This is a genomic window from Stenotrophomonas sp. Ker107b (assembly GCF_053847245.1).
This window is the reverse complement of record NZ_JBSPHX010000001.1, coordinates 126,191-146,234: the sequence shown is the minus strand read 5'-3', so window position 1 is coordinate 146,234 and position 20,044 is coordinate 126,191. Positions and strand designations below refer to the sequence as shown.

Genomic DNA, 20,044 nt, shown 5'->3' with positions numbered 1-20,044 from the left:
CTAACGCAGTGGCGCCTCCACGCCACTGTAGGCCTGTACCGCTGGCGGAAGACGCTCGCCCTGCACTGCCACCGCAGCAACTGCAGCATTGAGCTCCCGCAGCTCACCTGCGCTGAAGACCACCTCGCCTGCGCCCAGGTTGTCGAGCAGATGTGCCATCTGCGTGGTGCCGGGAATCGGCACGATCCAAGGTTGCTGCGCCATCAGCCAGGCCAACGCGATCCGTGCAGGCGTGGCCTGCTTTCGCTCGGCCCAGTCCCTGAGCAAGCGCACCAATGCCAGGTTATGTTCGATGTTCGGCGGGGTGAAGCGCGTTTCGATGCCGCGAATGTCGCCCTCGGCAAACCGTGTTCTGGCGTCGATCGCACCGGTCAGGAAGCCTACGCCCAGTGGGCTCCATGGCACGAATCCGATGCCCAGCTCGGCGCACGTGGCAAGCACCTCCTGTTCCGGTCCGCGCCAGAGCATCGAGTACTCGCTCTGCACAGCGGTCACCGGCAGTGCAGCGTGCGCGCGGCGAAGCGTCTTCAGGCCCATCTCGCACAGGCCCCAATGCAGCACCTTGCCCTCGGTCATCAGGTCCTGGATCGCACCGGCCACGTCTTCGATCGGCACCTGCGGGTCCACGCGATGCTGGTACAGCAGGTCGATGCGGTCGGTACGTAGCCGCGTGAGCATGCCCTCCACCGCCCGCTTGATATGTGCGGGCCTGCTGATCAGGCCCGGGCCACGCGCACCGGTTTCCAGGTCGATGTTCCAGCCGAACTTGGTGGCGATCACCACGTCGTTGCGGAATGAGGCAACGCCTTCTCCCAGGATTCGTTCCACTTCATGCGGGCCATAGGCCTCGGCCGCATCGTAGAACGTCATCCCCCGATCGAACGCGGCACGGATGATGCGGTGCATCTCGGTGCGCGAGGGGATGGTGGTCTGGTAGGTGCGGCTCATGTTCTGCACGCCCAGCCCGATGCTGGAAACCTGCAGCGTTCCGAGCGTGCGGCGGCCGTCCATTTTCTGCGCGGCAGCTGCGGGGGAGGCGTTTGCCGTGGACGTGGCCAGCGCGCCGGCCAGCGGCAGCGCCGCCAGCGTAGCGGCGCCCTTCAGAAGGGAGCGGCGTTGGGCATTGGTGGGTAGGGTGTTCATTGGGGTCTCCATGTGGGGCGCTGTCAGGGCCCGGGTGCCGGGGTCTGTTCCAGTGCCTGCACTGCGCGAGCGGATGCGGCTGCGTAGCCGCTGTGGGCCAGCAGTTGGGCCAGGTGCTGCAACTGTGCGCGGCTGAGGCCCACGCGCTGGCTGGCCGCCATGTGCGAGCGCAACTGCGCCTCCACGCCGGGCATCACTGCCAGCGCGCCAACCGTGCCCAGTTCACGGCTCTGCCAGTCCAGGTTGTCGCGCTCGAAGATGTCGCCGAACAGGTGCGTCTGCAGGTACTGGTTGATGATCGGGGCGAAGTCCATGAGCGGCCCGGTCACCGGGGCGCCGGAGATCCGGGTCTGGTTGGCGGTGCCCACCGCGCGCAGCGCGTCGCCCACGGGAACGTTCCTGGTGGGCGGCTGCCCGGGTGCAGTGGCGACGCCCTGCGCTTCACGTACGCGCACCACCTCCATCAGCTCGCCCAAGGCATTGAGGCTCTTCGGGAAACCCGCATAGGCATACAGCTGCACGAGCACTTCCTTGGTCTCACTCAGCGTCAGCCCTGCATCCAGTCCCCGGCGCAACGCGGCAGTGAGCTGCGGCATGTCGCTGCTGGCGGCGGCGGCCGCAATCAGCGGGATCGCCTGCTGCCTGGGCGAAAGCGGCCCGGCAACGGGAGCGACGATGCCTGCTGATGCCTCGCGATACTGGTCATCACTGACCTGCTCCAGCCACGCCACCGACTTGCCGTCTGCTACCCCGGTCACGGCAAGGTGGGTCATTGCGCTGTGGGGCGCGGCGCCGTGCCAATGCTTGACCCCGGCAGGACACACCACCACATCCCCGGCGTGTATCTGCTGCACCGGCTTACCCATTCCTGGGTCAGCCCAACGCCGGAGGTAACCACCAGTCGCTGACCGGAGGGGTGCGTGTGCCAGGCCGAGCGCGCACCCGGTTCGAAGCTGACGTATGCGGAAGAGACGTGCACCTGCTCGTCCGCCGGGAACAGCGGATCTACCCGCACCTTGCCGACGAAGGTCGCTGCCGGACCGGCAACGGACGACTGCGTTCCCGCTCGGGTGATCTGCTGCGTAGGTGTTTCGACGGCGCCAGCGAATGGTGCCGCCACGCTCAATGCCGCGCCAAGCAGCGCCGTCTGCGCGGTTGATTTACGAGGCGCGCTCATGGCGCAAGCGTCCGGCCGTAGAACGTGGTCAGCGAGGCGACGGCGGCGTCCACGTATTTCGGCACCCAGTAGGTTTCGATATGCGTAGCGCCGTCCAGCAGCACCAGTTGTTTGTCGGCGGTACCGGTCGCCTTGGCGAAAGCGTCCTGGGTCATGTACAGGCTGTCAGCCTTGCTACCGGCAATCATCAGCAGCGGCTGGTTGATGATCTCAAGCTGGTCGGTGGCGTCCCAACGCATGAGGTCCAGCAGGCTGCTGGTCGTATAGCGGAAGGTGGAGTTGGGATGGGCGTGCGTTTTCCAGTAGTACGCATAACCTTGCCGATACAGATCGAAGGGAAGCGTGGCGATCTGCGCGTCGGTGAGGTTGGCGTCGCCGGAGTACAGCACTTCGCCGCCGGCGGCTTCCTGTGCTCGCGCATTGGAAGCCTGCTGCAGGCGCTGCTGGATCGTGTCCAGCTGCGAGTCGGCATAGCCGTTACGGCGCACCCGGCCGGAGTTGAACATGCTGATCGTGGCTACGGCCATGAACCGCTTGTCGGTCTGCGCGGCCGCCAACGAATAGCCGCCGCCGCCACAGATGCCCAGCAGACCCAGGCGCGTAGTGTCGACCCAGGGGAATCGACTGATGAAGTCCGCCATGCCGTGGATGTCTTCGATGCGGTGTGAAGGCATGTCCACGCTGCGCGGCTGGCCGCCACTCGCGCCCTGATAGGCCGCATCGGCGGTAATGGCGATGTAGCCCTGCTCGGCCAAACGCTGCGCGTACAGGCCGGCCACCTGCTCCTTGACCCCACCATTGGGGTGGGCAACCACGATGGTCGGGTATTTCCGTGCAGCATCGAAGTTGGCCGGCGTGTAGAAGTTTGCCGCGATCTCGATTCCATTCAGCGGATAGGACACCGAGTGGACGTTGACCTCGCTGGGCACATTCCGTGTGATCGCACCTTCGTAGGCCAATTTGAAGGGGTTGAGCTTGTAGTCGGCGGCGGACGTGTTGCCTGCCGCCAAGCCAAGGGACATCGCCAACAGCGTGGCGTGCACGATGTGCTTCATTCAACTGCTCCCAGTGTGGACGTTACCCCGGCCGGTGCATGTGGCGCGCCCACGTTGGCGGGGATCAGGCGTAAAACTAACCGCCGTGCACTCATAGAAAAAGAGCATCAGCCGGATATCACTCATGCATGAATGATATGAATCTGGCGGGCGACGCAGCCGCCATGGCGCCACACGCCTTTCATGGCGCGATCAATGCACGAGGCAATCCGGCTCACTGATCCAGATTCTTCTTCGCCAGAAACCCGCTCACCAGATCGGCGATCTGGACGTTGTTGAGGTCCGAGAACAAGAAGTGGCTGTTGCCACGGATTCCCATGTCCGGCAAATGGATCAGGGTCACGTCCCCACCCTGCCGATTGACGGCGTCGCGCCAGGCGCGCGCCATTTCCAAGCGTGCCCGCCAGCTGTCCTGCGCGGGCAGGTCAACGGGCTTGTCAGGGATGTTGTCGCCATACAGCACCAGAATGGGAATCCGCGTCAGCGCCTTGAACGCTTCGGGCGAAACCACCGCCGGTGCGACCGTATCGAATGCACTGGGAATCGGCGCCGGCGCGTCGTTTTTGGGAAATACGAAACTGCTGCCAGGCTCGAAGGCGACGATGGCGCGCACATTCGGGCTTTTTATCGCCGTCATCCAGCCAGGGCCACCCGCCTGCGAATGGGTAAACAGGATGGCAGGACCGGTCTTCTGCAGCACGGCAGCTACTCCGTCGGAGACCAGCCCGAGGTCGAACGGCCCCGTATTCGGCGTGACCGAACGGAAAAACTGGTCAAGCGTCGCCTCCCCTGTCGGAAATTGACTGCCACCGAAATACGTCGGCCAGAGGCCAATTCGGAACTGGTTGAACCACATCTGATCGTCTGCCACGGGCTTCAGCGTGGACTCGACCATGCTTCGGCCGGCTTTGCCTCGCCGTGGCTGATCGATCAGGTAGGTAGTGAAGCGACGACGCAGGAACAGGTTCTGGAAGCCCTCGCGCCCATCGGCCGTCGTTTCCCAACTTTTGGACGACTGGCCCGCACCGTGCCACATCACAATCGGCAGCGAACGCGCATTCACCGGCGTCTGGTAGAAGGCATAGACGTGATCACCGTGGTAGCTCTGGCCCTGCGGATTGGACGGCTTCAACGGATCGAACGTGCCAGGTTCCGTCTTTTCCATGCCACCCGCGAGGAAACTCCCCTGCGCCTCGATCTGCAGTGGCTCGTTGGCCATGGCGGCCGTGGAACAGAGGGAAACCGCCATCCAGATCAGCGTGGAGGAAAAGCCAGGCACCAGAGTGCGAAGGCGGGTGCGTGTCTGCATGGGTCACTCCGTGACAGATTGTCAGGGGAATCTACCGTCGGGGCCATGCTGGAAGAAGCGCGCACGCGCATATCACTCATGCATGGGGGGTATATATGCCATATCTACGACATGGCAGTGGCCAGCAGGTGCACATCGTCGAGCGATATTTTCAATAAGGCGACCTCGTAAGCGGGGCAGCGAGCTGGGCGCGCCGGGCATTCGCGATTGGTCAGCGCGGCAAAGGAGGCGCATGTCGGCTTCCGGCCAGGAGCAGTCGTCGCGAAACGTAAGCCGAAGGTGGGCCTAGTCGAGCTTTATCGAGGAAGCCAGATCACCCTTTGTTGACACTTCAGCAAAGGCAGTCTCGGTTCCAGCCGGTAGTGGCACTCGCATCCCGAACCTGAGCTGCCTCGGGTTCGCCAAATATCTGGAGCGGAAGTCGTCGCCGGTACGGCGCGAACCAGCATCCGATCGGCAAGGGCCCGGACGGGGCGATGCCGCCCGGGCAGTGGCGTTACCTGCTCGTCGGCGAGAAGCTCTGAGCTCCGCGCGTCTTTCGCCACTGGATCCACGCGATCGCGGCGACGAAGAAGACGCTGCACAGGTAACTGCCTTCCGGCCCTTGCGCGCCACCGGTCAGGGTGTCGAGGCCTTGCGGGCGCAGCGCCACCAGCAGCGCCGGCAAGTGCGCATCCATGCCGGTGACGGGCAGTTCGAAGCCGGTCGCGAGCAACCAGTTCCACCCCGCGTGCCAGCCCATCACGCCCCAGATATTGCCGCTCCGCAGCGCCCAGGCGCACGCGAACAGCGAGAACAGGAACGTGCTGAGCATGACCAGGGGCGGCTGGTGCGGACTGAAATGCAGGAAACAGAAAACGAGCGACACCAGCAGCACTGCCACCGTGACATTGGTCTTGCGCGCCACCACCGACAGCATCCAGCCGCGGAAGATGACTTCCTCCACGCTCGCCTGGAACATGAAACTCACTAGCAGCAGACCGATGTGCAGCAGACTGACGGGCGACCGCCAGGCCTGCCCCACGCCCGCCGCCTGCATGCCGCCAGCCATCCAGATCGCGACTACGACCAGTGCGATCATGCCGAATCCAACGGCCAGTCCGCGCAGGAAGGTTTTCAGCGGCGCCGGACCGGTCAGCCCGATACTCGCCAGCGAGCGCCCTTCGACGAAGCGTACCCAGGCGAGCACGGCCGCCAGCGTCGGCGTAAAGCCGATCCACAGCAGCGCATGCAAGCCACCGAGGCCGATCGGATCGCCGCCCGGCGTCGACCAATGCTGCGACTGCATCCACCCGTCCAGCGCGATCACCGGTACCGCGTTGAACAGGATCATCAGGATCGGCGTCAGCCAGGCCCAGGGCAGCCAGCCGCGGGCCGGATCGGGCGAATACAGGACAACGGGGGTCATGCGGGGCTCCAGGTCGACGGCATCGGCGCTGCAAGTTGCCCTCCGCGCGGGGGCGTGGCAACCCGTTTGCGACCAAGCCACAGAAGCCGCCGATGAATCAGCCGGATCGCCGACGAAATGGCGCTGAGTCGTCGCCCGTCGTGTCCGCTTTGGGTGGCGGTTCCGACAGCCACAAGGCCCTGATGTGGGACCGCTGGCGGCAGGGCGAGTCGTTGCACCAGATGGCGAGGCTGTTCGATCGGCATCACTCGTCCGTGCGAGGGGTTCTCGTCGAGACTGGCGGGATCCGGCCGCGCTCCGTCCACGATCAGCCCGGAGATCAGGCGCAACGGAGGCATCGGCCCCTACCGGGCGAGCCATGCCGATCGAGCGGCCTGGGACCGGGCACACCGCCCCAAGGCTCGTAAGCTGGCGCTGCAGCCCACGCTGGCGAGACGGGTGGCGGACAAGCTGCAGCAGCAGTGGTCGCCCGAACAGATCGCTGGCTGGCTCAAGCGGACTTACCCGGACGATCCGAGCTGCCAGGTCTCACACGAGACGATCTATCGCACGCTCTTCATCCAGTCGCGCGGGACGTCCAGACACCGATCAAGCGATATCAACAAGCTGTTGCATTGACCAGTTGAAACCGCCGTCGAAAGCGGACATCACCAGCGGTCGGCGCCTCCGTCCTCCCCGAACGTCCACTTTCGGCCAGGAGCAGACACCGATGGCAACCGCCTACTGCAGTGCTTGCGATTCAGCCCCCTCGCCACGCCGGCGGGAAGTCTGCCGCGAATCGCATCAACCCAATCAGCGCGTCGGAACCCACGACCTATTCACTAGCCAGCAGCAGCGCGTGTGACTACGCGAAGAGGCCTACCTCGCCGGCGCCCCCAAAAGGCTTCCCAGGCACATAACTGCCCCACCCCAGCTCGGCACCAGAAACTTCGACCATCACATCAACTCTAGAAAGCTTGAGTATTCAATACTCATCGCGCAAGACGAACGGAACATTCCTTCAGATCGAATTGCCCGTAGATCTGCATGATCTCGAGATTCGCCCGCGCCCGTGAGTTTCCTTGTGCAGCCGCTTTGCAGTACAGGGATAGACCCGCATCAATGTCCTTGGTCACGCCGATCCCCTCGTAGTACATGTATCCCAGCATGGCCTGCGCCGGGGCGTACCCCGACGCTGCCGCCTTGCGGTACCAGTCGGCCGATTGAGCCACGTCCTTCTGCACACCGAGGCCCCGCTGATACATGTCACCGAGTGCGCTCTGCGCTTTTGCGTCGCCGCCCTCGGCCGCCGCCACCAAGTCGTCCACGGGACCGAACGCCCCGGGCGCATCGACCTCGGAACACCACACGCTGTTTTCGCCGCGATACTCGCAGAGCTTCTGGCGGGACTGCCTGACGCCCAGCTGCGAGGCGGCCTGCACAGCTGCCTTGCCGTACCAGCGTATGGCCTCAGCGTCATCTTCAGCGAGGCCGGCACCTCCTCTTTGATACAGACTGGCAAGGTTGTATTGCCCTGCGGGTAAACCCTGCTCAGCCGCCTTACTGAGCCAGAGAATGGCCTGGGTATCATCCTGTGGGACGGCAATTCCCTTGAGATACATCATTCCAAGATCGGACTGTGCCAGTGCTTCACCCTGCTCCGCCGCCTTGCGTATCCAGTCGCTGGCTTGCATCGCGTCTGGCGGCACGCCAACTCCGTGCAGATACAATCCACCGAGGGCGGATTGGGCCGGCGCATAGCCCTGCTCCGCCGCTTTGCGATACCAGATCGCCGCCTTCACCTCATCTTTGGCAACTCCAGCGCCCTGAAGATACCTGTTACCTAGGTCATTCTCGGCTTCAGCGCTACCCGCCTTGGCCGCTGCCTGCACTTCCTCAAACGAAGGCCGCTTGTCAGCGCCAGACGCCTGCGCACTGCAGGCGAAGGCAGCCAGGCCGACCCACATCACTACCCGAGCCAGGGTTCCAATCGGCCCTTCCATGAACATTCTCCATTCGTCATTCGATTGAGCGACGACGCGCCCAGGCATTTATTCAATGCTCCCATCAGATTTCGATGCGGCGTAATTGTCCCTCCCATGCGGAGGATAGTGGGGTCGCCCATTTCGTCCGCCAAGTCGCCCTGCTCAAGCCTAGAATGGCTAACCGCACGCCAACAAAAAAGCCCCCGTTTCCGGAGGCTTTTTCGACTGAATCATGGTGGGCGGTACAAGGTTCGAACTTGTGACCCTTGCCGTGTGAAGGCAATGCTCTACCGCTGAGCTAACCGCCCGATGCTGCTGAGCCGCTCATTATAGGGCGGCAAATTTTGACGTCAACGGTTTCGCCGAAATTTCTTCACATCGTGTGCGTGGGCTTGTCCGCGGTCAGGATGCCGGCCAGCAGCGTCTCGATCCGATGGCGGACGGTCTCCCCTTCCGCACCGTCGGCCAGCTGCACGCCGATGCCTGCGGCGCGGTTACCCTGCGCCCCGGCCGGGGTCACCCAGATCACCTTGCCGGCCACCGGCAGGCGCTCGCTGGAGTCCGGCAGGGTGAGCAGCAGGAACACCTCATCGCCCAGGAAGTAGCGCTTGGGCGTGGGCACGAAGATGCCGCCGTTCTTCACGAACGGCATGTAGGCGCTGTACAGCGCGGCCTTGTCCTTGACGGCAAGGGACAGGATGCCCTGTCGGGCGTTGGTGGCGCTCATGCTCTATTCCCCTTGGCGTGCCGTTCGTTGACCTTTCCCCAGGCCAGCAGCAGCTCAACCACCGCAAGATCGGCGCGCACCGTGGTGCGCAGCAGGTCGCGGGTGCGGTTGGCCGCATCGAACCAGGCGGCCAGCTTGTGCAATCGATCGGGATCGGTCAAGCCACCGCCGGTGGCCTGGGCCAGGGCGAGATCGGCGGCGTGGCGCAGGCGCAGGGCAGCGTTTTCGTCGGCGGTCCAGCGCTGGGCCAGTTCCACCGCACCGGAGCGGCCGGCAACGAGGGCTTCCAGATCGGTGGCGACCTGGCGGCGCAGGGCCAGGCCGTCTTCGCGCAGCCACTGGTCGGCCAGGCCGGGGTGGCCGCGGGCGGCGTCCAATGCTTCGCGGGCGCTGGCTTCGCTGTGGCCCAGGGTCTGCAGCCAGGCGAGGGCTTCCTCGCGCGGCGGCAGCTTGAACTCCAGGCGCTGGCAGCGGCTGCGGATGGTAGCCGGCAGGCGCGCGGGGTCGGCGCTGATCAACCACAGGTAGCGGCCGGGCTGCGGCTCTTCCAGGGTCTTGAGCAGGGCGTTGCAGGCGGCGCGGTTGATGGCGTCGGCGGGATCGACGATCACCACCTGGGCCACGCCGTACTGTGGGGTCAGCGAGAGCTTCTGCGAGACCTCGCGGATCTGCTCGATCACGATCTCGGTGCGCAGCTTGTCGCCGGATTTGTTGGGGATGAACGAGATCCGCTGCAGGTCCGGGTGGGTGCCGGCGGCCAGCAGCTGGGCACTGCGCTTGGCGGCCGCAGGCTCACCCTGCCCCAGCACGTGCTCGGCCAGCCGCAGCGCCACGCCCAGCTTGCCCAGGCCGGCCGGGCCGCAGAACAGCAGGCCATGGCCGAGGCGACCGGCGTCGAGCGCGGCGACGGTCTGGTCATAGGCGCGCTGCTGCCAGGGGGAAAAGGGTTCAGCCACGTTCCGGCTCCTGTGCCAACCATGCATCCACGGCCGCCACCACCGCGCCGGCGACGCCGGCCTGGTCCTGGCTGGCGTCGATCAGGCGGTAACGGGCGGGGTCTTCGCTGGCACGCTGGCGGAACACCGCGCGCACCCGCTGGAAGAAATCATCGTGCTCGCTTTCGATCCGGTCCGGCCACAGGTCGCGGCCGTTGGCGCGCGCACGGCCGACAGCCACGTCCACATCCAGCAGCAGGGTCAGGCCGGGCAGCAGGCCGACGGCGCGGCGCTCCAGATCGGCGATCCACGCCGCATCCAGGCCGCGGCCACCGCCCTGGTAGGCGTAACTGGAATCGGTGAAGCGGTCGCACAGCACATAGGCGCCGCGCTGCAGCGCCGGGGCGATCACCTGGCGCACGTGCTGGGCGCGGGCGGCGAACACCAGCAGCAGCTCGGCCTCGGCCGAGAGCGGCTCGGCGGCGATCTCCTCATCCGGCGTGAGCACCAGCGCGCGGATGCGCTCGGCCAGGGCGGTGCCGCCGGGTTCGCGGGTCAGCACCACCTCATGACCGCGGGCCTGCAGGGCCTCGCGGATCGCGTTGATGGCGGTGGTCTTGCCGGCGCCCTCGCCCCCTTCCAGGCTGACGAAATGCGGGTGCCGGTGCAGCGCGGGACTCATTGGGGTGCGGCCTCGTTGGTGCGTTTGCTGCGCAGTTGCTGCAGGTAGCGGGCAACGGCGGCGTTGTGGTCGGTGTAGTTGGCCGAGAAGATGTGCGCGCCACTGCCGTCGCCCACGGCCACGAAGTACAGCGCGTCGCCCTTGGCCGGCTGCGCGGCGGCATGCAGCGCATCGCGCCCGGGCATGGCGATCGGGGTCGGGGTCAGGCCGGCACGCGTGTACGTGTTGTACGGCGTATCGGTGGTGAGGTCGCGCTTGCGGATGTTGCCGTCGTAGCTGCTGCCGATGCCGTAGATCACGGTCGGGTCGGTCTGCAGGCGCATGCCGATCTTCAGGCGGCGCATGAACACGCCGGCAATCTGCGGGCGCTCGCTGGGCAGCGCGGTTTCTTTCTCGATGATCGAGGCGAGGATCAACAGCTCATACGGCGAGTTCAGCGGCAGGTCGTCCACACGGCTGTCCCACGCAGCGGTGAGTTCTTTTTCCATCGCGGCATGCGCGCGCTTGAGCACGTCGATATCGCTGTCGCCACGCTGGTAGACGTAGGTCTCGGGCAGGAAGCGGCCTTCCGGGTGTTCGCCGGGGAAGCCGACCGCCTTCATCAGGGCGGCATCGTCCAGCGCATCGGTGGTGTGCACCAGCGGATCGGCGCGCTTGAGCGCAGTGCGCAGCTGGCGGATGTTCCAGCCTTCCACGATGGTGACACGGTGCTGCAGGACACGGCCCTGGCGCATGCGGGTCAGCAGCTCGCGCGGGGTCAGCGCCGGATCGAGCGCGTATTCACCGACCTTGAGCTTGCCGGCCGCATCGAGCTGGCGCGCCAGCAGCTGCCACTGGGTATCGCTGCCTTCGTCCACGCCGGCCTGGCGCAGCTTGCCGAGCACGGTGCTGAAGCCATCACCGGAGGCGATCACCACGCTCTCCGCGCTGGGGGTGACCGGTGCATCGGCAAAGGCGCCCTGGCGATGCCAGAACCAAGCGCCTGCGGCCGCAACCAGCAGGGCCAGCACCAGCAACACGGCCAGTACGGCCAGACATCCCCGTTTCGCACCCGCCATGCTCACCTCGAATCCATTTCTTCGCCGCGCAGCATACCGCGCGGGTGCTGCACACCGCCAAACGGCTCAGGCATCACTGCCCAGCGCACGCAGCAGGCCGCGGGCCTTGGCGCGGGTTTCGTCCAGTTCCTTGTCGGCCACCGAATCGACCACGATCCCGGCGCCGGTGCGGAAGCTGGCGGTGTCGCCGGCCACTTCGGCGGTGCGGATCAGGATGTTCAGGTCCAGATCGCCATCGCGGTTCAGCCAGCCGAACGCGCCGGTGTAGGCGCCGCGCGCGGTCTGCTCCAGCTCGGCGATGATCTGCATGCAGCGCACCTTGGGGCAGCCGGTGATGGTGCCGCCGGGGAAGGTCGCGGCGATCACCTGGCCGGGGCTGACGTCCTCGCGCAGGCGGCCACGCACGTTGCTGACGATGTGGTGCACGTGGGCGTAGCTCTCCACGGTCATCAGCTCATCCACCTCCACGCTGCCCGGCGCGCAGATGCGGCCGAGGTCGTTGCGCTCCAGATCGATCAGCATCACGTGCTCGGCGCGTTCCTTGGGATGGCCGACCAGCTCCTGGATGCGCGCGGCATCGTCATCGCCGGCGAAGCGCGGGCGGGTGCCGGCGATCGGGCGGGTCTGCACGTCATCGCCATGCACCGAGACCAACCGCTCGGGCGAGGAGCTGACCACCGCCCTGCCCTGCGCCATGAACAGCCCGGCGAACGGTGCGGGGTTGGCCACGCGCAGCTGCGCGTACAGCGCCTGCGGCGAGAGCGCCTCGGCGAACTGCGCGTTCCAGCGCCGCGAGAGGTTCACCTGGAACACGTCGCCCGCGCGCAGGTAATCGATCACCTTGCCGACGCCGTCGGTGAAGCGCTGTGGCGCGTCCTCGCCGATCGCCACCGGGGGCTGCCACGTCGGCAACGGCGCCAGCGCGGCGGCCGCGGCGAGGTCGTCCTGCAGGGTCTGCAGCAGCGCGGCCTGGCCGGTCTCGCACACGGCATGGAATTGGCCCAGCACGCGGTCGTGCAGTACCGCCGCCGGGCAGCGCAGCGCCAGCGCGGACGGCAGCCCATCGGCGCGCGCAGGCAAGGCCAGCACGTCTTCGATCTGGCCGGCCAGTTCGTAATCCAGCATCAGTGCCCAGCCACCGCGGAACGGCAGCGTCGTCTCTTCGCGCGGCAGGCGCAGGGCGGCCCAGTGCGCATCCAGCACCTCGAGGAAGCGGCCGTCATGCGCGACGCCATCCGCATCACGCACCACGCCGTCGGCGTGCAGTGCGAGGGATTCCCCGTTGCCCATCAGCAGCAGATCCCAGCGGCCCTGCGCGGTGCCCGAGGCGGTGGATTCCATCAGCAGCGGGTAACGCTGCGGGGCCAGGCGCTGCAGGGCCAGCAGGTCGGTGGTGGCGGGCAGCGGAAGCGTCTGGAACATGACAGGACACCGGAAGGGCGCGCAGCGTGCGCGGGGGCCAGATACACCAAGGCCGCCATGATGGCGGCCCGGGTGGGAGTACACGGAACGGGCGGTCAGACGCGCTTGAACACCAGCGTGCCGTTGGTGCCGCCGAAGCCGAAGCCGTTGGACATCACCACATCGACCTTGGCTTCGCGTGCGGTATTGGGCACGTAATCCAGGTCGCAGCCTTCGCCCGCTTCATGCAGGTTGATGGTTGGCGGAATGATGTTGTCGCGCAGCGCCAGCACCGAGAAGATCGCTTCCACGCCGCCGGCCGCGCCGAGCAGGTGGCCGGTCATCGACTTGGTGGAGCTGACCATCATCTTGTAGGCGTGGTCGCCGAAGGCGGTCTTCATCGCCATGGTTTCGCCCAGGTCGCCCAGCGGCGTGGAGGTGCCGTGCGCGTTGAGGTAACCGACCTGCTCCGGGGTCACGCCGGCGTCCTTCAACGCCATGGTCATGCAGCGTGCGGCGCCTTCGCCGTTCTCGCTCGGCGCGGTCATGTGGTACGCATCCGAGCTGGCGCCGAAACCGGCAAGCTCCGCATAGATGCGCGCGCCACGCGCCTTGGCGTGTTCGTACTCTTCCAGGATCAGGATGCCGGCACCGTCGCCGAGCACGAAGCCGTCGCGTTCCTTGTCCCACGGGCGCGAGGCTTCCGCCGGCGCATCGTTGCGGGTGCTCATCGCCTTCATCGCGCAGAAGCCGCCCAGGGCGGTCGGCGAGGAGCCGCGCTCGGCACCGCCGACCACCATCACGTCCGCGTCGCCGTACTGGATCATGCGCATGGCGGTGCCGATCGAGTGGTTCGAGGTCGCGCAGGCAGAGACCGCCGAGAACGACGGCCCCTTCAGGCCGGTGATGATGCTCAGCTGGCCCGGGAGCATGTTGATGATGGTCTTGGGCACGTAGAAGGGCGAGATCTTCTTGCCCTCGTGGAAATCGATGGTCTGCTCTTCGATGCCCAGCAGGCCGCCGATGCCCGCGCCGACGATGGCGCCGATGCGCTCGGCATTGCCGTCGGTGATTTCCAGGCCCGAATCGTTCAAGGCCATGAAGGCGGCACCGAGGCCGTAATGAATGAACGGGTCCATCTTCTTGGCATCCTTGCCAGTGACCCGGAATGTGCCGAACTGTTCGTTGTCGGCGGTGATGTCGAAGTCCCTGACCTCACCTGCGATCTTGGTGGTGAAACGGTCCAGGTAGGACTGCGAAACGTTGGTCAGCGGACCGATGCCGGAACGGCCTTCGGTGATGCCCTTCCAACTGCTGGCCATATCATTGCCCAATGGCGAGACCATGCCCATGCCGGTAACGACGACGCGACGCTTCATTGCAGATTCTCCTGACCCGGGTGTTGCGGGTATCACGCGGTGTAACGCTCAAAAGCACAGGGCCGCAAGCGCGGCCCCATGGGTTTGCCGCACGCGGTCGCAGCGATCGCCACGGCCGCGCGCGAGCCGCCTGACATCAAGCCTTGACGTGGGCGTTGATGTAGTCGATCGCAGCCTGCACGGTGCTGATCTTTTCGGCTTCTTCGTCCGGGATTTCGCACTCGAACTCTTCTTCCAGCGCCATCACCAGTTCAACGGTGTCCAGCGAGTCAGCGCCCAGGTCATCGACGAACGATGCGCTGTTGGTGACTTCCTCTTCCTTGACGCCAAGCTGTTCGACGACGATTTTCTTGACGCGTTCTTCGATGGTGCTCATTGGATATCGCTCCAGATGGAGTAGTGGTTCAAAAATGACGCCATCCGGTGAGGGATGACCGTGGGATAGTGTAGTGGAAACCAGCGACACCTTGCATTGCAGCAAAACATCAAACGGATCAACCACTTGCGGCGCAATCCTTGCGCCACATGCTTACGGCATGTACATGCCGCCGTTCACATGGAGGGTTTCGCCGGTGATGTAGCTGGCCGAAGGACCGGCCAGGAACGCCACCGCGTTGGCGATATCGGACGGCTCGCCGAGCCGCTCCAGGGCGATCGACTTGACCAGGCCGGTGCGCTGCTCTTCGGGCAGGGCCTTGGTCATGTCGGTATCGATGAAGCCCGGCGCGACCACGTTGACGGTGATCCCGCGCGAGCCGATTTCCTTGGCCAGCGACTTGGAGAAGGCAATGATGCCGGCCTTGGCCGCGGCGTAATTGGCCTGGCCGGCATTGCCGGTCACGCCGATCACCGAGGCGATGTTGATGATGCGGCCCTTGCGCGCCTTCATCATGCCGCGCAGGACGGCCTTGGAGGTGCGGAAGACGCTGGTCAGGTTGGTGTCCAGGATCGCCTGCCAGTCTTCTTCCTTCATCCGCAGCAACAGGTTGTCGCGGGTGATGCCGGCGTTGTTGACCAGGATGCTGATGGCGCCGAATTCCTTGGCGATCCCATCCAGCACGGCCTCCAGCGAGGCAGCGTCGGTGACGTTCAGCGCGCGGCCGTGGCCGCCCACGGCAGCCAGGCGCTCGCCAATGGCGGCGGCACCGGCGTCGGTGGTGGCGGTGCCGATGACGGTCGCGCCCTGCGCGGCCAGTGCATCGGCGATCGCGGCACCGATACCCCGGCTGGCGCCGGTGACCAGTGCGATTTCACCCTGAAGGGGCTTGCTCATCTCAGTTCCTCAAACGGGACCGGTCCGGCTGGTCTGGCGCGAAGCCATTCCAGCACGGGCGCGATCGGAAGACATCAGGCGGCCCAGGTCTCGCGGGCCGTCTCGAAATCGGCGGGCGTGGACAGTGTGCGCGCGTCCAGCGATTTGTCGATGCGCTTGATCAATCCGCTCAGCACCTTGCCCGGGCCGCATTCGGCCACGCGGGTGACGCCACGGGCGGCCAGCGCCTGCACGCAGCCGGTCCACTGCACGGGCAGGTACAACTGCTGCACCAGCGCCTGGCGGATGGCGTCCACGCCGTCATGCACGCGGGCATCCACGTTCTGCACCACCGGCAGGGCCGGGGCGCGCCAGTCCAGGCCGGCCATGGTTTCGGCCAGGCGGTTGGCGGCTTCGCGCATCAGCGGGGTGTGCGAGGGCACGCTGACCGCCAGCTTGACGGCCTTGCGGACGCCCTTCTCGGCGAGCAGCGCCAGCGCACGATCCACGGCGGCAGCGTCGCCACCGATGACGATCTGGCCGGGCGAGTTGTAATTGGCGGGCACGACGACCTGGCTGCCGGCGGCCTGCTCGCAGACCTCCACGACCAGCGCGTCTTCGGCGCCGAGCACGGCGGCCATGGCGCCCACGCCCGTCGGGGCGGCTTCCTGCATCAGCTGGCCGCGCAGGCGCACCAGGTGCGCGCCGTCACGCAGGGTCAGCGCGCCGGCGGCCACCAGGGCGGTGTATTCGCCGAGGCTGTGACCGGCCAGGACGGCCGGCTGGACGCCGCCAACGGCGTTCCAGGCACGCCACACGCCGATGCTGGCCGCTAGCAGGGCCGGCTGGGTGTATTCGGTGCGGTTGAGCATTTCCTCGGGACCGCCCTGCGACAGCGCCCACAGGTCGACACCGGCGCCATCGGAGGCTTCGGTGAAGGCCTCGCGGATCTGCAGGTGCAGCTCGGCCAGTTCGGCCAGCATGCCCAGCGACTGCGAGCCCTGGCCCGGGAACACGAATGCGAGATTGGTATCGGTCACGCGATCATCCGCCTGCAAAAATCGAACGGCGAATGATAAAGGGGAACGTCGCCCTTCGTCTGTACTGCCGCGTATGTGGGCCTGTGCTCAGGTGAACAGCTGGAGGATGTCCAGGTCGCCATCGGTGAAGAAATCGAAGCAGAGCGCGACGACCATCAGCACCCCCAGCGTGGTGGCGCCATGCACGATCAGGATCGAATGGGCCAGCGCGCGCGCGGAGCGGCCCATCTTCAGGCTGGCGCGGGCCAGGCCCTGGAGGCGTCCGGTGACGTCATGGGCGTGGGCGAGGACCGGGGCTTCCGCGCCGTCCATGGCCTGGGCCATGAGGGCCTGGAGCTGCTGGGGACGGTCTTCGTAGTACTTGGCCACGCCGTAGCCGAACATCAGCCAGTCGCGGGCCTGCGCCTGGGCGAGGTCCATGACTTCAAGGGGGTCTTCTTCGAAGTCGATGAAGCCGATGGCATTGCCGTCCCAGGTGAGGTTGCGCGGGAGCGGCTGGCCGAAATAGGCGCCCTTCTGGTGCGCCTGGGCAATGGCGTTCATGGCCGCGGACACCAGGCGGTCGCGGCCGGCATTGTCGGCTTGGCGCAGGCAGGTATTGAACGAGGAGCCGTTGTCGCCCAGCACAAGGGCGGCATGACCGCTGCCGATCACGCTGGGGACGTTGACACCCTGCGCCTGCAGTTCGGACAGGCGGCGGGCTTCGGTTTCGCGGGCGGCATCGCCACCCCGGTGCGGCGGTGGGCGCAGAGCATCGAGCTGGAAGCGGCGGGCGATGAAGTTCAGCAGGCCCAGTGCGACCACCCGGCTTCCTTCCCCGTACTGCTTCAGCCAGGCGCGTTGGCCCTCGATGACGATGGGCTCAACCATGGCAGTTCTCCTGAAATGCATACGGCCCCGTAATGGGGCCGTAACGACAGCGTCACGTTGTCGTAACTGACACTATCAATAGCGCAGCAGAGCAGAACCCCACGTGAAGCCGCCACCGAAGGCTTCCAGCAGCAGCAGCTGGCCGCGCTCGACGCGGCCGGAGCGGACCGCGTGGTCCAGCGCCATCGGCACGGAGGCCGAGGAGGTGTTGCCGTGCTTGTCGACCGTCACCACCACCTGGTCCATGGACATCTCCAGGCGCTTGGCGGTGGCTTCGATGATGCGCAGGTTGGCCTGGTGCGGGATCAGCCAATCCAGGTCGTCCTTGGTCAGCGCGTTGGCTTCCAGGGTTTCATCGACGACCGAGTCCAGCGCCTTGACGGCGTACTTGAACACGTCATTGCCCTTCATCAGGATCGCGCCGCGGGCCGCTTCGCCCTCGCCGAAGCCGGCCGAGACGCCCACCGGGTTCCACAGCAGCTCTTTCTTGCTGCCATCCGAATGCAGGTGGGTGCTGAGGATGCCGGTCTCTTCGTCGGCCTTGAGCACGACGGCGCCCGCGCCATCGCCGAACAGCACGCAGGTGGTGCGCTCGGTCCAGTCGACGATACGGGTCAGCGTTTCCGCACCGATGACCAGCACATGGCGTGCATCACCGGAACGAATGAATTTGTCGGCCACGCTCAACGCGAACACGAAGCCCGAACAGGCGGCGTTGACGTCGAAGGCGGGGCAGCCGCTCGCACCGAGCTTGGCCTGGATCAGGCACGCGGTGGACGGGAAAATCAGGTCAGGCGTGGTGGTACCCACCACGATCATGTCGAGCTGCGAAGCGTCGATACCGGCCGCTTCAAGCGCACGCACCGCGGCGTGGTAGCCGAGGTCGCTGGTGGTCTCGTTCTCGGCCGCAATGTGCCGTTCGCGGATACCAGTGCGCGATTGAATCCACTCATCGCTGGTGTCGACCATTTTCTCCAGATCCTGGTTGGTCAACACTTTTTCGGGCAAATAACTACCGGTGCCCGCGATCCTCGAGTAGATCCGCTTGCTCATTGCATGTCCTGTAGCTCGACCGCCAAACGTGACGATCGGGAAGAATGGGGTAAAGGCCGCCGCCCGACCGGGCAGCGGCCTTCACAAATCAATCTTCTTCGACGGCCGAGTTCGACTTGGTCGTGATCACCTTCTTGCCGCGGTAGAAACCGTCAGCGGTGATGTGGTGACGCAGATGCACTTCACCGGTGGTCGGATCGGTGGACAGCTGCTTGGCGCTCAGGGCGTCATGCGCACGGCGCATACCGCGGCGGGACGGGGTGACACGGGATTTCTGCACAGCCATGGGATTGCTCCAAACTCGGTTCGTTTTGCTTCGTCGTATCGTCGCGCAGGACGCCAGCGCCCAGCACAGTTTTCGCTTTCGCCGCAGCCGCCGACGACAATCCGGCTGCTATTGTTTTTTCAGTGCCGCCAACGCCGCGAACGGATTGGCCTTGCTGATTTCTTCTTCGGTCGGTGCCCAGTCCTTGTCCACGGCCTCACCATCGGGAGACAGCGGCACGACGGGCACGGCCAGGACGAGTTCGTCCTCGACCAGTTCCAGCGGTCGCAGCATGCCGTCTTCCGGCACCAGCCACGGTTCCCAGCCTTCCGGCAACGAGGATTCTTCCTCTTCGCTGCGGATCAGACCGAGCCGCTGCACCATCGAAACCGGCAACAGGAAACGCTGCAGGCTGCGCTGACAGATCAGCGGCAGCGCGGTGTCGATGGACAGTTCAACATAGGATACCTGCAGGATGTCGTCGTGCGCGAATTCCAGTGCATAGGTGCACGTTCCTTCGGTATCGGCGACAAGGCCCTGGAGGCGGGTCAATTCCGCTAGATCCACCTGGCCGTCGAAGCACCTGCGTGCTGCGACCATCCGCCAAGCATCCAGCATTTCGGGCACGTTTGCGGACATAAGCCGCTGAATGTTAAGGATCGTCCGGGCTGCTGTCAAATGCCTGCGCAGTCAGGTTGCCGATCCCCGCCCGAAGGGCCCAGACTGCCGGCCTTCCGTGCCCGGTATTGTCGCATGACCCCACTGCTGCTTGCCTCCACCTCGCGCTACCGCCGTGACCTGCTGGAGCGGCTCGGCCTGCCCCTGCAAACAGCACGCCCCGAGGTGGATGAGACCCCTGCCCCCGGTGAGGCCCCACGGGCCGTGGCCGTGCGGCTGGCGCGGGCCAAGGCCGAGGCGGTTGCCCGCCTGTACCCGGGCCAGTGGGTGATCGGCTCGGACCAGGTGGCGGAACTGAACGGGGCCCCGCTGGGCAAGCCGGGCACGGTCGAGGGCGCCCATGCCCAGCTGGCGGCGATGTCCGGGCAGGTGGTGGACTTCCACACGGCGGTGAGCCTGGTGCGCGACGGCGAGGTCCTGGAGGCCTGTGATCTGACCCGCGTCCACTTCCGCGCCCTGGGGGCGGCGGACATCGAACGCTACGTGGCCGCCGAGCAGCCGCTGGACTGCGCGGGCAGCTTCAAGTGCGAAGGCCTGGGCATCACGCTGTTTAACGCGATCGAGAACCGCGACCCCACCGCGCTGATCGGGCTGCCGCTGATCGCGCTGAGCCAGCTGCTGCGGCAGGCCGGCTACACCCTGCCCTGA

The 20,044-nt window shown here is 65.9% G+C and carries 21 protein-coding genes, 1 tRNA gene and 2 pseudogenes; 3 read left to right on the top strand and 21 right to left on the bottom strand.

The features are described from left to right. From ACWV8V_RS00780 to ACWV8V_RS00770, 3 genes and pseudogenes are all read right to left on the bottom strand, one after another. Positions 1–1,011, bottom strand: a complete 1,011-nt coding sequence (locus ACWV8V_RS00780) for an aldo/keto reductase (RefSeq protein WP_455899584.1) — start codon at positions 1,009–1,011, stop codon at positions 1–3. A gap of 155 nt (positions 1,012–1,166) precedes the next feature. Next, a complete protein-coding gene (locus tag ACWV8V_RS00775) occupies positions 1,167–1,820 on the bottom strand; it encodes a carboxymuconolactone decarboxylase family protein (protein ID WP_455899583.1) in 654 nt (217 codons plus the stop codon). Positions 1,821–1,832: 12 nt separating this feature from the next. After that, positions 1,833–2,158 (bottom strand): annotated as a pseudogene (locus ACWV8V_RS00770) ((R)-mandelonitrile lyase); the annotation flags it as partial. Between ACWV8V_RS00770 and ACWV8V_RS00765 the strand changes: the two are divergent. After that, positions 2,117–2,302: a hypothetical protein gene (locus ACWV8V_RS00765; protein WP_455899635.1), complete on the top strand. Its 186-nt coding sequence runs from the start codon at positions 2,117–2,119 to the stop codon at positions 2,300–2,302. The pseudogene ACWV8V_RS00770 and the gene ACWV8V_RS00765 sit on opposite strands and share 42 nt — an antisense overlap. Before the next feature lie 14 nt (positions 2,303–2,316). On the opposite strand, the gene ACWV8V_RS00760 is transcribed toward ACWV8V_RS00765, so the two are convergent. The 3 genes from ACWV8V_RS00760 to ACWV8V_RS00750 form a co-directional block, all read right to left on the bottom strand. Beyond that, complete coding sequence (locus ACWV8V_RS00760; RefSeq protein WP_115676988.1) at positions 2,317–3,375, bottom strand: alpha/beta hydrolase; 1,059 nt, start codon at positions 3,373–3,375, stop codon at positions 2,317–2,319. A gap of 214 nt (positions 3,376–3,589) precedes the next feature. Then, entirely contained in the window at positions 3,590–4,684 is a 1,095-nt protein-coding gene (locus ACWV8V_RS00755; protein WP_455898692.1) for an alpha/beta hydrolase, read from the bottom strand. A 496-nt stretch (positions 4,685–5,180) separates the two neighbouring features. Continuing rightward, positions 5,181–6,092: a CPBP family intramembrane glutamic endopeptidase gene (locus tag ACWV8V_RS00750; protein WP_455898691.1), complete on the bottom strand. Its 912-nt coding sequence runs from the start codon at positions 6,090–6,092 to the stop codon at positions 5,181–5,183. Between the two features lie 182 nt (positions 6,093–6,274). Here ACWV8V_RS00750 and ACWV8V_RS00745 point away from each other — a divergent pair. Then, a pseudogene (locus ACWV8V_RS00745) lies at positions 6,275–6,665 on the top strand (transposase); the annotation flags it as partial. A gap of 398 nt (positions 6,666–7,063) precedes the next feature. Here ACWV8V_RS00745 and ACWV8V_RS00740 read toward each other — a convergent pair. From ACWV8V_RS00740 to ACWV8V_RS00670, 15 genes are all read right to left on the bottom strand, one after another. Continuing rightward, the gene (locus ACWV8V_RS00740) at positions 7,064–8,074 is read right to left on the bottom strand and encodes a tetratricopeptide repeat protein (protein WP_455898690.1); all 1,011 of its coding nucleotides are present in this window, start codon (positions 8,072–8,074) and stop codon (positions 7,064–7,066) included. 215 nt (positions 8,075–8,289) lie between these two features. Beyond that, positions 8,290–8,364 (bottom strand) — tRNA-Val (locus tag ACWV8V_RS00735). A gap of 65 nt (positions 8,365–8,429) precedes the next feature. Continuing rightward, positions 8,430–8,783, bottom strand: coding sequence for a PilZ domain-containing protein (locus ACWV8V_RS00730; protein WP_088432861.1), 354 nt, complete (start codon positions 8,781–8,783; stop codon positions 8,430–8,432). Further along, positions 8,780–9,739 (bottom strand): DNA polymerase III subunit delta', encoded by a 960-nt coding sequence (locus ACWV8V_RS00725; RefSeq protein WP_455898689.1) that lies wholly within the window; start codon positions 9,737–9,739, stop codon positions 8,780–8,782. Before ACWV8V_RS00725 ends, ACWV8V_RS00730 begins: the two co-directional genes overlap by 4 nt. Beyond that, positions 9,732–10,400: a dTMP kinase gene (gene tmk / locus ACWV8V_RS00720; RefSeq protein ID WP_455898688.1), complete on the bottom strand. Its 669-nt coding sequence runs from the start codon at positions 10,398–10,400 to the stop codon at positions 9,732–9,734. The genes ACWV8V_RS00725 and tmk overlap by 8 nt, the downstream gene beginning before the upstream one ends. After that, complete coding sequence (gene mltG, locus ACWV8V_RS00715; protein ID WP_455898687.1) at positions 10,397–11,458, bottom strand: endolytic transglycosylase MltG; 1,062 nt, start codon at positions 11,456–11,458, stop codon at positions 10,397–10,399. Before mltG ends, tmk begins: the two co-directional genes overlap by 4 nt. Before the next feature lie 66 nt (positions 11,459–11,524). After that, positions 11,525–12,880 carry an aminodeoxychorismate synthase component I gene (locus ACWV8V_RS00710; protein ID WP_455898686.1) on the bottom strand — a complete coding sequence of 452 codons (1,356 nt, stop codon included), beginning with the start codon at positions 12,878–12,880 and terminating at the stop codon, positions 11,525–11,527. Between the two features lie 95 nt (positions 12,881–12,975). Next, a complete protein-coding gene (gene fabF, locus ACWV8V_RS00705) occupies positions 12,976–14,238 on the bottom strand; it encodes a beta-ketoacyl-ACP synthase II (protein ID WP_455898685.1) in 1,263 nt (420 codons plus the stop codon). Positions 14,239–14,374: 136 nt separating this feature from the next. After that, positions 14,375–14,614 (bottom strand): acyl carrier protein, encoded by a 240-nt coding sequence (gene acpP / locus ACWV8V_RS00700; RefSeq protein WP_017357544.1) that lies wholly within the window; start codon positions 14,612–14,614, stop codon positions 14,375–14,377. A gap of 153 nt (positions 14,615–14,767) precedes the next feature. Beyond that, complete coding sequence (gene fabG / locus ACWV8V_RS00695) at positions 14,768–15,511, bottom strand: 3-oxoacyl-ACP reductase FabG (protein ID WP_123728515.1); 744 nt, start codon at positions 15,509–15,511, stop codon at positions 14,768–14,770. A gap of 74 nt (positions 15,512–15,585) precedes the next feature. Further along, positions 15,586–16,530, bottom strand: a complete 945-nt coding sequence (gene fabD, locus ACWV8V_RS00690; RefSeq protein WP_455898684.1) for an ACP S-malonyltransferase — start codon at positions 16,528–16,530, stop codon at positions 15,586–15,588. An 87-nt stretch (positions 16,531–16,617) separates the two neighbouring features. Further along, positions 16,618–17,400 (bottom strand): serine/threonine protein phosphatase, encoded by a 783-nt coding sequence (locus ACWV8V_RS00685; RefSeq protein WP_455898683.1) that lies wholly within the window; start codon positions 17,398–17,400, stop codon positions 16,618–16,620. A gap of 75 nt (positions 17,401–17,475) precedes the next feature. Next, positions 17,476–18,453, bottom strand: a complete 978-nt coding sequence (locus ACWV8V_RS00680) for a beta-ketoacyl-ACP synthase III (protein ID WP_259261189.1) — start codon at positions 18,451–18,453, stop codon at positions 17,476–17,478. Positions 18,454–18,541: 88 nt separating this feature from the next. Continuing rightward, on the bottom strand, positions 18,542–18,739 hold the full coding sequence (gene rpmF, locus ACWV8V_RS00675; protein WP_017357626.1) for a 50S ribosomal protein L32: 198 nt from the start codon (positions 18,737–18,739) through the stop codon (positions 18,542–18,544). Positions 18,740–18,847: 108 nt separating this feature from the next. Continuing rightward, the gene (locus ACWV8V_RS00670; protein ID WP_121043054.1) at positions 18,848–19,357 is read right to left on the bottom strand and encodes a YceD family protein; all 510 of its coding nucleotides are present in this window, start codon (positions 19,355–19,357) and stop codon (positions 18,848–18,850) included. Positions 19,358–19,471: 114 nt separating this feature from the next. Here ACWV8V_RS00670 and ACWV8V_RS00665 point away from each other — a divergent pair, with 114 nt between their 5' ends. After that, positions 19,472–20,044 (top strand): Maf family protein, encoded by a 573-nt coding sequence (locus ACWV8V_RS00665; RefSeq protein ID WP_259261186.1) that lies wholly within the window; start codon positions 19,472–19,474, stop codon positions 20,042–20,044.